The organism is Peribacillus sp. NPDC097225, from assembly GCF_044761955.1.
In the GTDB taxonomy this organism is placed as follows: Bacteria; Bacillota; Bacilli; order Bacillales; family DSM-1321; genus Peribacillus.
This window is the reverse complement of the sequence record NZ_JBIWDJ010000002.1, coordinates 730,789-744,409: the sequence shown is the minus strand read 5'-3', so window position 1 is coordinate 744,409 and position 13,621 is coordinate 730,789. Positions and strand designations below refer to the sequence as shown.

Genomic DNA, 13,621 nt, shown 5'->3' with positions numbered 1-13,621 from the left:
GTTCCTTTCTATTCTAATATTCTTCACCAACTGCTAGATGTAATGCTTTTGGTATTAGTCATTATTTCTAGTTTATGCTACAATTCAAAAGTGAAGATTTGATTAGTTTGGGGGAAGAAATGTGTTTTATTACTTAATTGCCCTTTTGGTCATAGCTTTCGATCAGCTGACAAAATGGATGATTGTGAAAAAAATGGAGTACGGAGAAAGCATTGAAATTATTGAAAACCTTCTATATATTACCTCGCATCGTAACCGTGGGGCAGCATGGGGAATTCTACAAGGTCAAATGTGGTTTTTCTACATCATCACCATCGCTGTCATTATTGGAGTCGTCTATTATATTCAGAAAATGGCGAAGAACAGCCGTCTGCTTGGAGTTTCCCTAGGTCTTATGCTAGGTGGGGCAATAGGAAACTTCATTGACCGTGTTGCTCGCCAGGAAGTAGTCGACTTTGTCCATACTTATATTTTCAGCTATAGTTTCCCGGTATTTAATATTGCCGATGCCGCCCTTTCGATTGGTGTCGTGCTGCTCGTGATTCACATGTTCTTGGAAGAAAAAAACGCTAAGGAGAAAGATAATGGATAAAAAGCTATACAGCATCGACGAAACACTAAAAGGTACAAGGATTGACAAGGCTCTATCTACTTTAAATGAGGAATGGTCACGCACTCAAGTTGCACAATGGATCAAAGATGATCATGTGTTAGTGAACGGGGCTGCCATTAAGTCCAATTATAAATGTAGCATAGGTGACGAAATTGAAGTGCTGATTCCGGAACTTGTGGAATTGGATGCAGTCGCAGAAGAAATGGATTTGGATATCTATTACGAAGATGAAGACGTACTGGTTGTCAATAAACCGAGTGGTATGGTTGTCCACCCTGCACCGGGGCATGTAACAGGTACTCTTGTTAATGGGTTGATGGCCCATTGTAAGGATCTTTCTGGAATCAATGGCGTTATGCGTCCAGGTATTGTCCACCGTATTGATAAGGATACATCAGGTTTATTGATGGTTGCGAAAAATGACATGGCACACGAGAAACTTGTTCAGCAACTTGTTGATAAAACAGTAACCCGTAAGTATCAAGCTGTGGTCCATGGAGTGATTCCCCATGATTTTGGAACGGTTGATGCCCCGATAGGCCGTGATAAAAAAGACCGTCAGAGCATGACGGTTACGGATTCAAACTCTAAAAATGCGGTAACTCATTTCCGTGTGGTTGAACGTTTCACCGCGTTTACATTAGTAGAGTGTCAGCTTGAAACAGGACGGACCCATCAAATCCGTGTTCATATGAAATATATCGGATTCCCTCTTGCGGGAGATCCTAAATATGGTCCTAAAAAGACGTTGAAATTGGACGGACAAGCGTTACACGCAGGTCTTCTTGGTTTTGTTCATCCACGGACGAATGAATATATGGAGTTTGAAGCGCCAGCTCCTAAAGAATTTACGGAGCTAATCGAACAACTACGTAGAAGTAGTATTTGACAAGACCATTTTTATGAGATAGTATTATATTAACTTAATGAGAACCTTTAACACAGTCCAGAGAGACTGAGAAGGAAACGGATAGCAAAAGGGGAACATATACCCTTTTGTAGGAAAATCCTCACACCTTCTTGGTGTGAGGATTTTTTGTTGAAGGAGAGCTCTCACAGTTCAAAAGAAATTGAGGTGGTCCATTTGAATGAGAAAGCAATCGTGCTCGATGAAAAGGCCATCAGCAGAGCCTTGACGAGAATTGCACATGAGATTATTGAAAAGAATAAAGGGATTGAGGATTGTGTCTTAATCGGGATTAGGACCCGGGGGATCTTCCTTGCTGATCGACTTGCCAAGCGCATCGGTGAAATAGAAAATAAAGTAATTCAATTAGGTGAATTAGACATAACGCTTTATCGTGATGATTTATCGAAAAAGACGAACGATGGTGAACCGGTTGTAAAAGGCTCGGACATTCCGGTCCCAATAACTGATAAGAAAATCATCTTAGTGGACGATGTACTATTTACGGGAAGAACCGTAAGAGCTGCTATGGATGCTTTGGTGGATATGGGAAGACCTTCGCAAATCCAACTTGCTGTATTAGTTGATAGAGGCCATAGGGAACTTCCAATCCGTGCCGATTATGTCGGTAAAAATATTCCAACTTCACAATCCGAGAAGATTACGGTCACTTTAACGGAAGTTGACGAGCTCGATCAAGTCACCATACTAGCGAAATGATAAATTAAATATTGCCCTTTTAAAAACGGTCCAGAGAGGCCGGCAAAGGGAGTGAAATGGAAAGGGACCTTAGCCTGACAGGTATAGGGCAGGCCCATCCGTGAAACCCTCTTTGTATATGCTGCAAAGAGGTTTTTTTTTGTGGCTTAGATGCAATGTTCATAGGGGGAAAAGAAATGGAAGACGAAAGAAAAGACATCATCCTCGACGTGGAAGACGTACCAAGGTTTGGTCAATGGGTGACATTAAGCATCCAGCACTTGTTTGCGATGTTTGGTTCAACGGTGCTAGTGCCATTCCTGGTCGGTCTGAGCCCTGCAGTAGCATTGGTTTCCAGTGGGGTAGGGACATTATCATACTTATTGATTACGAGAGGCCAAATCCCTGCTTATCTTGGTTCATCATTTGCTTTCATAGCACCCATAATCGCGGCCAAGTCACTTGGTGGACCGGAAGCGGCCATGATCGGCTGTTTTGTAGCAGGACTCATATATGGAATAGTGGCGTTGGTCATTCATAAAGTCGGTTTACGCTGGTTGATGGTTCTATTGCCACCGGTGGTCGTCGGTCCCGTCATCATAGTAATCGGGCTGAGCCTCGCTGGGACAGCAGTTGACATGGCCATGTATGATCCGCAAGACAAGTACAGCGTTACTTACATCATCATAGCACTCATCACCCTGGCAGCTACGATTATCTGTAACGTGTTTTTTAAAGGCTTCCTTAACCTGATTCCAATATTGATGGGGATCATAGTCGGATATGGCTGCTCGGCAATTGCAGGCATTATCGATTATGGACCGATTGAAACGGCAAAATGGTGGGAAATGCCGGAATTCATGATTCCTGGAATAACCTATACACCCACCTTTTCATGGGAAGTCATCGCCATCATGGTCCCGGTCGCCATCGTCACCTTATCTGAACATATCGGACACCAAATGGTATTAAGTAAAGTGGTAGGTAGAAACTTTTTGGAAAAGCCGGGTTTACATCGATCCATCCTTGGTGACGGCGCAGGCATCATGATCGGTTCCATTATCGGGGGACCGCCACTTACATCGTATGGAGAAAATATCGGGGTCCTGACGATGACAAAGGCATTTAGCGTCTACATCATCGGTGGTGCGGCTTTGACTGCTATGATCTTCGGTTTCAACGGGAAGATTTCAGCGGTGATCGGATCAATACCAACGGCCGTCATGGGGGGGATTTCCATTCTTCTCTTTGGTATCATCGCTTCAAGCGGTTTAAGGATGTTGATTGATAATAAAGTGGATTTTGATAAAAAACGTAATTTGATGATTGCTTCGGTCATCTTAGTAATTGGGATTGGTGGAGCATTCGTACAATTATCCGCAAATGTTTCTTTATCCGGAATGGCGCTATCAGCAATAGTGGGGATTGTACTTAACTTGGTATTGCCGGACAGAGAAAAAGTGACCGGAAACATCTTTGAAAAATAAACATTAAATAAATCACCTTTTAAAAGAAGTCCAGAGAGACTTAGAAGGGTGTTGCAGTAAAGACGGAAGAGGAAAGGAAAGGGGGAATTTCCCGAGTACTCCAAGTCTTTATGACCTTCACCCTGTCCTTAAATGACGGGGCTTTTTTTATGCCCCGCATCACAAAAAAAGATTGTGAAAGGAGCAGGAATGATGAAAAAATTATTGACGATGAATGAGCTATCTTTAACTGAAATCGAAACGATCTTATACGAGGCAGAGGGGTTTGCCAATGGAACGAGCTGGATGCCTATGCAGCAGACGATGGTCGCCAATCTGTTCTTTGAGCCAAGCACGCGAACCAAATCAAGTTTTGAAATGGCTGAAAGGAAATTAGGACTTGAGGTCATTCCTTTTGATGCGGGGACATCATCCGTGTTAAAAGGAGAAACCTTATACGACACAGCGAAAACATTTGAATCGATTGGAGTCAAAGCTCTCATCATCCGTCATGAGCAGGACAACTATTTTGATGAGTTGAGAGGCAAATTACATATCCCCATCATCAATGCGGGTGATGGTTGCGGAAATCATCCGACACAGTCTCTGCTCGATTTATTGACGATAAAGCAAGAGTTTACTAGTTTTAAAGGTCTGAAAATTTCGATTATTGGAGATGTGAGGCATAGCCGTGTGGCTAAATCCAATGCAGACGCACTCACCCGCCTAGGTGCAGAAGTTGTATTCTCAGGTCCTCCCGAATGGTTTGACGTAAACAATGGATTGGCGAAATACGAAGATATCGATCAAGCTGTAGCGACAGCGGATGTGGTCATGTTGCTCCGAATCCAACATGAAAGGCATAGTGATAAATATGACGTGGAAAATGGGGAGTATTTGAAAAGGTTTGGCTTGAATAAGATTCGTGAAAAAACGATGAAACCATGTGCCATCATCATGCATCCAGCCCCCATTAACCGCGGAGTTGAGATTGACAGTGATTTGGTCGAATGCAGCCGCTCAAGAATCTTCAAACAAATGCAAAATGGCGTTTTTATCAGAATGGCTGTGTTAAAAAATGTGCTTGAAAAAAATAAGGGAGGAAACACTCATGAAAACTGTCATCAAAAATGGAGTATTGCTAGATAATCAAAATCAATTCAAGAAAGCAGATATAGAAATAGAGGGAAGGTTCATCACGAAAATAGGGGAGAACCTGGCTACGGAAGATAGTAAAGTAGTAGATGCTGATGGGCTGCTTGTTACAGCAGGATTCATAGATCTACATGTACATTTACGTGAGCCGGGGGGAGAACATAAAGAAACCATTGAAACGGGAACCTTGGCGGCGGCCAGAGGTGGCTTTACGACAGTAGCAGCCATGCCCAATACAAGACCTGTACCTGATACTGTGGAGCACCTTGGGGCGTTGAATAAAAAAATTGAAGAAACGGCACATGTTCGCGTGTTGCCCTATGCTTCGATCACGATTAGAGAAGCTGGCAAGGAGCTGACTGATTTTTCAGCACTGAAGAAGACAGGGGCATTCGCCTTTACGGATGATGGTGTTGGCATTCAAGAGGCAGGAATGATGCTTGAAGCGATGAAGCGGGCAGCTGCCATTGATATGGCTGTGGTCGCCCATTGTGAAGATAATAGCTTAATCAATAAAGGCTCCGTTCATGAGGGGAGATTCTCCAAAGAAAATGGAATCAATGGAATTCCTTCTGTATGCGAAGCTGTACATATTGCCCGTGACATATTGCTTGCGGAAGCGGCAGGCTGCCATTACCACGTCTGCCATATATCAACGAAAGAATCGGTAAGAACCGTAAGAGACGCTAAACGTGCCGGTATCAAAGTCACTGCGGAAGTGACCCCACATCATCTATTACTTTCAGAAGATGATATACCAGGGCTTGATACGAATTATAAAATGAACCCTCCTTTAAGGGGACGCGAAGATCGTGATGCTTTAATCGAAGGCTTGCTTGATGGAACCATCGATTTTATCGCAACAGACCATGCCCCTCATAGCGTTGAGGAAAAAGAGCAAAGCATGCAGCTTGCTCCATTCGGAATTGTAGGTCTAGAAACGGCCTTCCCGCTGCTTTATACGGAATTGGTCAAAAAAGAAATCATCACTCTGAAACAGTTGGTAGACTTCCTGACCATCAAACCAGCTGATTGCTTCTCGCTTCCATTCGGCCAGCTAAAAGAAGGGGTTGTGGCGGATATCACGTTAATCGATTTGAATGCAAAACAGGCGATCAATAAAGAAGAATTCGCTTCAAAGGGAAAAAACACACCTTTCCATGACAAGAAATGTCAGGGGTGGCCGGTCATGACGATTTCAGAAGGAAAGTTATCTTGGGAAAAAGGACGTGTTCAGGGATGAAAAGACAGCTTATTTTAGAAGATGGTACGGTTTTCATTGGCGAAGCATTCGGTGGAGACGTGGAGAAAATCGGGGAAGTCGTATTTAACACAGGGATGACAGGCTATCAAGAAATTTTATCTGATCCATCTTATTGTGGTCAAATTGTTACTTTGACATATCCGCTAATTGGGAACTATGGAATCAACCGAGACGATTTTGAATCGATCAATCCAGCCATAGCGGGATTCGTCGTGAAGGAAACTGCAGAATTTCCTTCTAACTGGCGCAACCAATTATCACTTGATGACTATTTGAAAATGAAGAATATCCCTGGAATCTCCGGGATTGACACGAGAAAGCTGACAAGGATCATCAGAAAGACAGGTGCTCTTAAAGGGGCGCTCTGTAATATGAATAAGAAGGCCGATGAGGTTATTGCCCAGCTTAAAGCAACGGTACTCCCGACCACTCAAGTGAAACAGGTATCTACTAAAACGGCCTACTCAAGTCCAGGTAGGGGACCGCGAGTGGTTCTAGTCGATTACGGAATGAAGCATGGTATTTTACGAGAGTTGACGAAACGTGGGTGTGACGTCGTGGTCGTTCCTTATAACATCACGGCACAGGAGATCATGAACTATCATCCGGATGGAGTGATGCTGTCCAATGGACCTGGAGACCCAAAAAGCGTTCGGGAAACGTTAGAAATGATTCGGACAATCCAAAAAGAAGTCCCACTATTCGGAATTTGCCTGGGCCATCAGCTGTTCGCGCTTGCAAACGGGGCAGATACAGACAAACTAAAATTCGGTCATCGCGGATCCAACCATCCAGTAAAGGATCTTCGTACGGGAAAAGTGTCCATTACTTCGCAAAATCACGGTTACACAGTCGAAACGGATTCAATCGAACATACCGACCTTACCGTTACACATACTGCCTTGAATGATGATACCATCGAAGGTTTACGCCATAAACATTACCCGGCCTTTACGGTTCAGTACCATCCGGAGGCGTCACCAGGACCGGAAGACGCCAATTATCTTTTCGATGAATTTTTACGGAACATTGAAGTTGCCACTACAAAGGGGGAAGAAACATGCCAAAACGCACAGATATAAAAAGCATCTTAGTTATTGGTTCTGGTCCAATCGTAATCGGCCAGGCCGCTGAGTTCGATTATGCAGGAACTCAAGCATGCATCGCATTAAAAGAAGAGGGCTACCGGGTAATTCTGATCAACTCAAACCCCGCGACGATCATGACCGACAGTGAAATGGCTGATGCGGTTTATATCGAACCGATCACCCTGGAATTTGTTAGTAAAATCATCCGCAAAGAGCGTCCGGATGCCTTGCTTCCGACTTTGGGCGGACAGACGGGATTGAATATGGCCGTAGAATTGGCCAATGCGGGGATATTGGAAGAATGCAACGTCCAGATTCTGGGCACGAAACTTTCTGCCATCCAACAAGCGGAAGATAGGGATTTGTTCCGCACGTTAATGAATGAACTCGATGAGCCGGTTCCGGATAGCGACATTATACATAATTTGGATGAGGCCTATGCGTTCGTGGAACGAGTCGGCTATCCAGTCATCGTTCGTCCCGCGTTCACATTGGGGGGGACAGGAGGCGGGATCTGTGAAGACGAAGAGCAATTGATTGAGATTGTTGAAGGCGGCTTGAAAAGCAGCCCTGTCCATCAATGCCTTCTTGAGAAAAGCATTGCCGGTTTTAAAGAAGTGGAATATGAAGTGATGCGAGACTCCAATGATAATGCGATAGTCGTATGTAATATGGAGAACTTCGATCCAGTCGGTGTACATACAGGTGATTCGATTGTTGCGGCACCAAGTCAAACGCTAAGTGACCGAGAGTACCAAATGCTTAGGAACACTTCATTGAAAATCATTCGTGCCTTGAAAATCGAGGGTGGTTGTAATGTTCAGCTGGCCCTTGACCCAGATAGCTACCAATACTATGTGATTGAAGTCAATCCACGGGTAAGCCGTTCATCGGCACTCGCATCGAAAGCGACAGGATACCCGATAGCCAAACTTGCGGCTAAGATTGCAGTCGGTTTGACGCTAGATGAAATGATGAACCCGGTTACGGGCAAAACGTATGCGAGCTTCGAACCGGCGCTAGATTATGTCGTCACGAAAATCCCTCGGTGGCCGTTCGATAAATTTGAAAGTGCCAACCGTAGACTCGGCACGCAAATGAAGGCAACTGGAGAAGTCATGGCGATTGGCCGAACATTCGAGGAATCGATACTTAAAGCTGTTCGTTCCCTTGAAGCCGGGGTATATCACCTCGAGTTGAGTGAGAATTTCAATGATGAATTAATTGAAAAAAGAATCCGGAAAGCGGGAGATGAACGGTTATTCTATATCGGTGAGGCATTAAGAAGAGGAAAAACGATAGAAACCATTCACGAATGGAGTCAAATCGATTTATTCTTCCTTCATAAACTGAAGAAAATCATCGACTTTGAACAAGAGTTACGTACTCATATTTATGACACGGAAGTCCTGCAGAAGGCTAAAGAGCTTGGCTTTTCCGACAAAACCATTTCGGAAATCTGGGAAGTCGCTGAAATCAATGTATATGAATATCGAAAACAGCATGGAATCATACCAGTTTATAAAATGGTTGATACGTGTGCCGCAGAATTCGAATCAGAAACGCCGTATTTTTACGGAACGTATGAAGAGGAAAACGAATCGGTGGTAACGGATAAAAAAAGCGTCATCGTACTGGGGTCTGGTCCGATCCGAATTGGTCAAGGTGTTGAATTCGACTATGCGACCGTACATTCCGTGTGGGCCATTAAGGAAGCGGGCTATGAAGCAATCATCATCAATAATAATCCTGAAACGGTATCAACAGATTTCAGTATTTCCGATAAGCTTTACTTCGAGCCGTTGACACTTGAAGATGTGATGCATGTCATCGACTTGGAGAAACCAGAAGGGGTCATCGTCCAATTTGGCGGGCAGACCGCCATCAATCTTGCAGAGGGGTTAGTTCATCGGGGTGTGAAAATACTCGGTACCTCTTTAGAAGACCTGGACCGTGCGGAAAATCGAAACAAATTCGAGACAGCTCTCCAAGAAATGGGCATTCCACAGCCTAAAGGGAAAACGGCCACGTCCGTCGAAGAAGCGATCATCATTGCTGAAGATATCGGATACCCGGTTTTAGTAAGGCCTTCCTATGTACTCGGAGGAAGGGCGATGGAAATTGTCTACAAACAAGAAGAGTTGCTTCATTACATGAAAAATGCGGTGAAAATCAATCCGGAACACCCGGTACTGATTGATCGGTATCTAACGGGTAAAGAAGTGGAGGTCGACGGCATTTCGGATGGCAAGACCGTGGTCATCCCTGGAATCATGGAACACATCGAACGGGCAGGGGTTCACTCGGGCGATTCGATTGCCGTCTATCCGCCCCAAAGCCTGACGGATAAGCAAAAAGAAGTGATCATCGATTACACCACCAGATTGGCAAAAGGATTGAAAATCATTGGTTTGCTGAACATCCAATATGTCATCAGTAATGACGAAGTGTATGTCATTGAAGTGAATCCACGTTCAAGTCGTACGGTTCCATTCTTAAGTAAAATTACAAATGTACCCATGGCGAACCTCGCAACAAAGGTGATTCTGGGACAAAGCCTTGAAAGTCATGGGTATCAGTCAGGAATGGTTCCCGAACAAACCGGGGTCTATGTAAAAGTGCCTGTCTTCTCTTTTGCTAAATTGAGAGGAGTGGACATATCACTCGGGCCTGAAATGAAATCGACTGGGGAAGTCATGGGGAAAGATAGCACACTTGAAAAGGCCCTATACAAAGGACTTGTCGCTTCCGGCTTCACCATACAAAGCCATGGAACGGTCTTGTTAACCATATCGGATAAAGATAAGCAGGAAGCACTTCAATTAGCCAGACGCTTCCATAACATCGGCTTCAAGCTAATTGCCACAAGTGGAACGGCGAATATGCTGGAAGAGTCGGGCATCCCAACTGCTGTCGTAGGAAAAATCGGAGAAGAAGGCAGGAATCTGTTGGATGTCATCCGTCATGGCGAAGCCCAGTTCGTCATCAATACATTGACAAAAGGGAAGCAACCGGAGCGGGATGGGTTCAGGATTCGACGTGAATCGGTTGAAAATGGAGTTACCTGCTTGACATCATTGGATACAGCAGAAGCCATTTTAAGAGTGATCGAATCCATGACATTCTCGACGGAAGCCATGGGAAAGACGAAAAAAAGTCGTGAGGTGAGCTATACATGATCAAGAAGGAAACAATGAAGGTGTTGACACATAAAGAGCTGGCTCCATCTATCTTTGAGCTAACCCTACAAGGTGAGTTAGTTTCTGAAATGAAGCAGCCGGGGCAATTTGTCCAAATTAAACCGACGGAAGGTACCGAGCCGCTGCTAAGACGCCCGATTTCGATTTCTTCTTACAATAAAAGCAAAAAGGAATTCACGATGATTTACCGGGCTGAAGGGAAGGGAACAACATTATTGTCCCAGCGGAAGCAGATGGAAGGGGTAGATATTCTCGGCCCACTTGGCAACGGCTTTCCGGTTGATGAAGCGAAAGCTGGGGAGATTGCATTGTTGGTCGGTGGGGGGATAGGCGTCCCTCCCCTGTTCCAGCTCTCAAAAATGCTGGTTGCCAGAGGCGTTCGGGTTATTCATGTGCTTGGTTTCCAAACGATGGCTGCCGTTTTTTATGAAGAAGAGTTTAGTGAATTAGGAGATACATATATTGCAACGGTGGATGGATCATATGGGACAAAAGGATTCGTTACGACGGTAATCGAGAAGCTGGGTGCGGAATTTGAAACGGTCTTTTCCTGCGGGCCAACGCCGATGTTGAAGGCGCTGGAAGCGGGGTATAGCGACAAGAAGCTTTATCTATCGCTAGAGGAAAGGATGGGGTGTGGCATCGGTGCTTGTTTTGCCTGCGTATGTCACACTGCAGACGATCCGGAAGGCTTTAGTTATAAGAAGGTATGCAGTGACGGACCCGTATTTCGTTCAGGAGAGGTGGTACTATGAGCAGATTATCGGTAGAACTACCCGGTTTACACTTAAAAAATCCGGTCATGCCAGCTTCGGGCTGTTTTGGATTCGGGCGTGAATACAGCCAGTTCTTTGATTTGGATATATTGGGAGCCATCATGATTAAAGCGACCACACCAGAGCCTCGTTTTGGCAATCCGACACCGCGTGTCGCCGAAACCTCCTCAGGGATGCTGAATGCAATCGGATTGCAAAACCCGGGTCTGGATAAAGTCATCAATGAAGAATTGGCGTGGCTCGATAAATATGATGTGCCGATCATCGCAAACATTGCCGGATCCCATATAGCCGATTATGTGAAAGTTGCCCGGGACATAAGCAAGGCAGAGAATGTTGTGGCACTTGAATTGAATATCTCCTGCCCGAATGTGAAAGAAGGCGGCATCGCTTTTGGGACGATTCCCGAAGTTGCAAAGGAAGTAACTAAGGCAGTAAAGGAAGTTTCCTCGGTCCCTGTTTATGTGAAGCTTTCTCCCAATGTCAGCGATATTGTAGCCATGGCCAAAGCGGTTGAAGAGGGAGGGGCCGACGGTCTGACAATGATCAATACGCTAGTCGGCATGCGGTTGGATTTAAAAACGGGTCAGCCGATCCTTTCAAACAAGACTGGTGGATTGTCTGGTCCTGCCATTAAACCAGTCGCACTTAGGATGATTTATGAAGTGAGTCAGCAAGTTTCGATTCCAATCATTGGTATGGGCGGCATCTCTTCTGCGGAGGATGTCATTGAATTTTTCTATGCAGGTGCAAGCGCAGTTGCGGTGGGAACAGCAAACTTTGTGGATCCCTTTGTGTGCCCGACGATTATTGAAGAATTGCCCAAATTATTGGATGAGTTAGGATTTGAGCATATTTCGCAATGTACCGGAAGGAGTTGGAAGCAGAATGAAGCAATCGTTAATAATCGCGCTTGATTTTCCTAGCCTGATTCAAACGAAGCAATTTTTACAACATTTTCAATCGGAGAAACTAGCAGTTAAAGTCGGGATGGAGTTGTTTTATCAGAACGGACCGGGAATCATTTCATTTGTAAAAGAACAAGGGCATGATATTTTTCTGGATTTGAAGCTTCATGATATCCCTAATACGGTCAAAATGGCAATGAGGGGGCTTGCTACATTGAATGTGGATATGGTGAATGTCCATGCGGCCGGCGGAAGCAGAATGATGGAAGCGGCACTTGAAGGCCTTGATAGTGGAACGGCTACCGGAAAAAAACGCCCATTATGCATAGGGGTGACCCAACTGACAAGTACGTCACAGGAACAAATGAATCTCGAACAAAACATCAACGGAACACTTGAAGATGCAGTACTGCACTATGCAAAGCTCTCAGGCCAGGCCGGCCTTGATGGTGTTGTCTGCTCGACGCATGAAGTTAGAAGGATCCATGAACATATCAGCGACCAATTTATGACGGTTACGCCAGGTATCCGTAATGCAGGTGGACCAACACATGATCAACACAGAATAGCAACTCCTGAGCAGGCAAGGATCATAGGGTCCGATGCAATCGTGGTAGGTAGAGCAATCACATCTGCAAAAGATCCATTACAAACATATTTAGACATGAAGGCATCTTGGGAGGGAATTCGATGTTAAACCAATTAATTGCAGAACGACTTTTAGAAATCAAAGCGGTATTCCTACAGCCAAATGAACCATTCACGTGGGCATCTGGAATCAAGTCACCCATTTATTGCGATAATCGTTTAACCCTTTCCTATCCAGCGGTTCGGAATGAAATCGCCGAGGGATTGAAAGGATTGATTGAACAGAACTTCCCGGATACTGAGCTAATCGCTGGCACCGCCACGGCTGGAATACCGCATGCCGCTTGGGTGAGTGATAAAATGGATTTGTCGATGTGTTATGTCCGCTCGAAAGCGAAGGAACACGGAAAGGGCAATCAAATTGAGGGGCGTGCTTTGTCAGGTCAAAAAGTGGTTGTCGTTGAAGATTTAATATCTACAGGCGGTAGCGTCATCACGGCAGTAGACGCTCTTAGAAAAGCAGGATGCGAGGTCCTTGGGGTCGTTTCCATCTTTACATACGAATTAGAAAAGGGAAAAGAAAAGTTTACTGCTGAAAACATTACGAACTACTCCTTAAGTGATTATTCCTCATTGATTAAAGTGGCTAATGAAAAAGGCTATATTACTGCAGGGGAACTGGAAAAGCTAAAAAAATGGCGTGAAAATCCCGAAGACTCCGCCTGGATTTCTGCATAAATAGAGCTAATGGGTTGATGTTTGATAGGTACGCTTAAACAGCACCACGTATTCTCTACTGAATATGGGGTGTTGTTTATACTTTTTTGGTACCGTACCCCCATGACACATATACTATGCCATTGCAGTTTTGGCTATGGTGGAAGTAAAAAGGAGGGTGATCAGGGTTCGTATTAACATAAAAAAGCACACCACTAATACAAGCGGTGTACCAAAGTT

At 44.7% G+C, this 13,621-nt stretch carries 12 protein-coding genes; all 12 read left to right on the top strand.

All coding sequences use genetic code 11. The annotated features are described in order from the left end of the window. Positions 1-121: 121 nt before the first annotated feature. The 12 genes from lspA (at position 122) to pyrE (ending at position 13,402) form a co-directional block, all read left to right on the top strand. On the top strand, positions 122-592 hold the full coding sequence (lspA, locus tag ACIQXH_RS09450; RefSeq protein WP_402868205.1) for a signal peptidase II: 471 nt from the start codon (positions 122-124) through the stop codon (positions 590-592). Beyond that, positions 585-1,502 carry an RluA family pseudouridine synthase gene (locus ACIQXH_RS09445; RefSeq protein ID WP_402868207.1) on the top strand — a complete coding sequence of 306 codons (918 nt, stop codon included), beginning with the start codon at positions 585-587 and terminating at the stop codon, positions 1,500-1,502. Before lspA ends, ACIQXH_RS09445 begins: the two co-directional genes overlap by 8 nt. Positions 1,503-1,697: 195 nt before the next feature. Further along, positions 1,698-2,240: a bifunctional pyr operon transcriptional regulator/uracil phosphoribosyltransferase PyrR gene (gene pyrR, locus ACIQXH_RS09440; RefSeq protein ID WP_402868570.1), complete on the top strand. Its 543-nt coding sequence runs from the start codon at positions 1,698-1,700 to the stop codon at positions 2,238-2,240. Positions 2,241-2,395: 155 nt separating this feature from the next. Then, positions 2,396-3,706, top strand: a complete 1,311-nt coding sequence (locus ACIQXH_RS09435) for a solute carrier family 23 protein (RefSeq protein WP_402868208.1) — start codon at positions 2,396-2,398, stop codon at positions 3,704-3,706. Positions 3,707-3,898: 192 nt separating this feature from the next. Next, positions 3,899-4,834, top strand: coding sequence for an aspartate carbamoyltransferase catalytic subunit (locus tag ACIQXH_RS09430; RefSeq protein WP_402868210.1), 936 nt, complete (start codon positions 3,899-3,901; stop codon positions 4,832-4,834). Then, complete coding sequence (locus ACIQXH_RS09425; RefSeq protein ID WP_403080026.1) at positions 4,797-6,083, top strand: dihydroorotase; 1,287 nt, start codon at positions 4,797-4,799, stop codon at positions 6,081-6,083. Before ACIQXH_RS09430 ends, ACIQXH_RS09425 begins: the two co-directional genes overlap by 38 nt. Next, positions 6,080-7,186, top strand: a complete 1,107-nt coding sequence (locus tag ACIQXH_RS09420) for a carbamoyl phosphate synthase small subunit (RefSeq protein ID WP_402868214.1) — start codon at positions 6,080-6,082, stop codon at positions 7,184-7,186. Before ACIQXH_RS09425 ends, ACIQXH_RS09420 begins: the two co-directional genes overlap by 4 nt. Beyond that, on the top strand, positions 7,165-10,371 hold the full coding sequence (gene carB, locus ACIQXH_RS09415) for a carbamoyl-phosphate synthase large subunit (protein WP_403080025.1): 3,207 nt from the start codon (positions 7,165-7,167) through the stop codon (positions 10,369-10,371). The genes ACIQXH_RS09420 and carB overlap by 22 nt, the downstream gene beginning before the upstream one ends. Next, on the top strand, positions 10,368-11,147 hold the full coding sequence (locus tag ACIQXH_RS09410; RefSeq protein ID WP_402868217.1) for a dihydroorotate dehydrogenase electron transfer subunit: 780 nt from the start codon (positions 10,368-10,370) through the stop codon (positions 11,145-11,147). Before carB ends, ACIQXH_RS09410 begins: the two co-directional genes overlap by 4 nt. Then, positions 11,144-12,085, top strand: a complete 942-nt coding sequence (locus ACIQXH_RS09405; protein WP_402868219.1) for a dihydroorotate dehydrogenase — start codon at positions 11,144-11,146, stop codon at positions 12,083-12,085. Before ACIQXH_RS09410 ends, ACIQXH_RS09405 begins: the two co-directional genes overlap by 4 nt. Further along, positions 12,057-12,773 carry an orotidine-5'-phosphate decarboxylase gene (pyrF, locus tag ACIQXH_RS09400; protein ID WP_402868220.1) on the top strand — a complete coding sequence of 239 codons (717 nt, stop codon included), beginning with the start codon at positions 12,057-12,059 and terminating at the stop codon, positions 12,771-12,773. Before ACIQXH_RS09405 ends, pyrF begins: the two co-directional genes overlap by 29 nt. Continuing rightward, entirely contained in the window at positions 12,767-13,402 is a 636-nt protein-coding gene (pyrE, locus tag ACIQXH_RS09395; RefSeq protein WP_402868221.1) for an orotate phosphoribosyltransferase, read from the top strand. The genes pyrF and pyrE overlap by 7 nt, the downstream gene beginning before the upstream one ends. The last annotated feature ends 219 nt before the right edge of the window (positions 13,403-13,621 follow it).

What these genes read in the sequence shown, in the direction of transcription:
- ACIQXH_RS09445 (WP_402868207.1), top strand. Translation starts at nt 585, where the DNA reads ATGGATAAAAAGCTATACAGCATCGACGAAACACTAAAAGGTACAAGG.
- ACIQXH_RS09435 (WP_402868208.1), top strand. Translation starts at nt 2,396, where the DNA reads ATGTTCATAGGGGGAAAAGAAATGGAAGACGAAAGAAAAGACATCATC.
- ACIQXH_RS09430 (WP_402868210.1), top strand. Translation starts at nt 3,899, where the DNA reads ATGAAAAAATTATTGACGATGAATGAGCTATCTTTAACTGAAATCGAA.
- ACIQXH_RS09425 (WP_403080026.1), top strand. Translation starts at nt 4,797, where the DNA reads ATGAAAACTGTCATCAAAAATGGAGTATTGCTAGATAATCAAAATCAA.
- ACIQXH_RS09420 (WP_402868214.1), top strand. Translation starts at nt 6,080, where the DNA reads ATGAAAAGACAGCTTATTTTAGAAGATGGTACGGTTTTCATTGGCGAA.
- carB (WP_403080025.1), top strand. Translation starts at nt 7,165, where the DNA reads ATGCCAAAACGCACAGATATAAAAAGCATCTTAGTTATTGGTTCTGGT.
- ACIQXH_RS09410 (WP_402868217.1), top strand. Translation starts at nt 10,368, where the DNA reads ATGATCAAGAAGGAAACAATGAAGGTGTTGACACATAAAGAGCTGGCT.
- ACIQXH_RS09405 (WP_402868219.1), top strand. Translation starts at nt 11,144, where the DNA reads ATGAGCAGATTATCGGTAGAACTACCCGGTTTACACTTAAAAAATCCG.
- pyrF (WP_402868220.1), top strand. Translation starts at nt 12,057, where the DNA reads ATGAAGCAATCGTTAATAATCGCGCTTGATTTTCCTAGCCTGATTCAA.
- pyrE (WP_402868221.1), top strand. Translation starts at nt 12,767, where the DNA reads ATGTTAAACCAATTAATTGCAGAACGACTTTTAGAAATCAAAGCGGTA.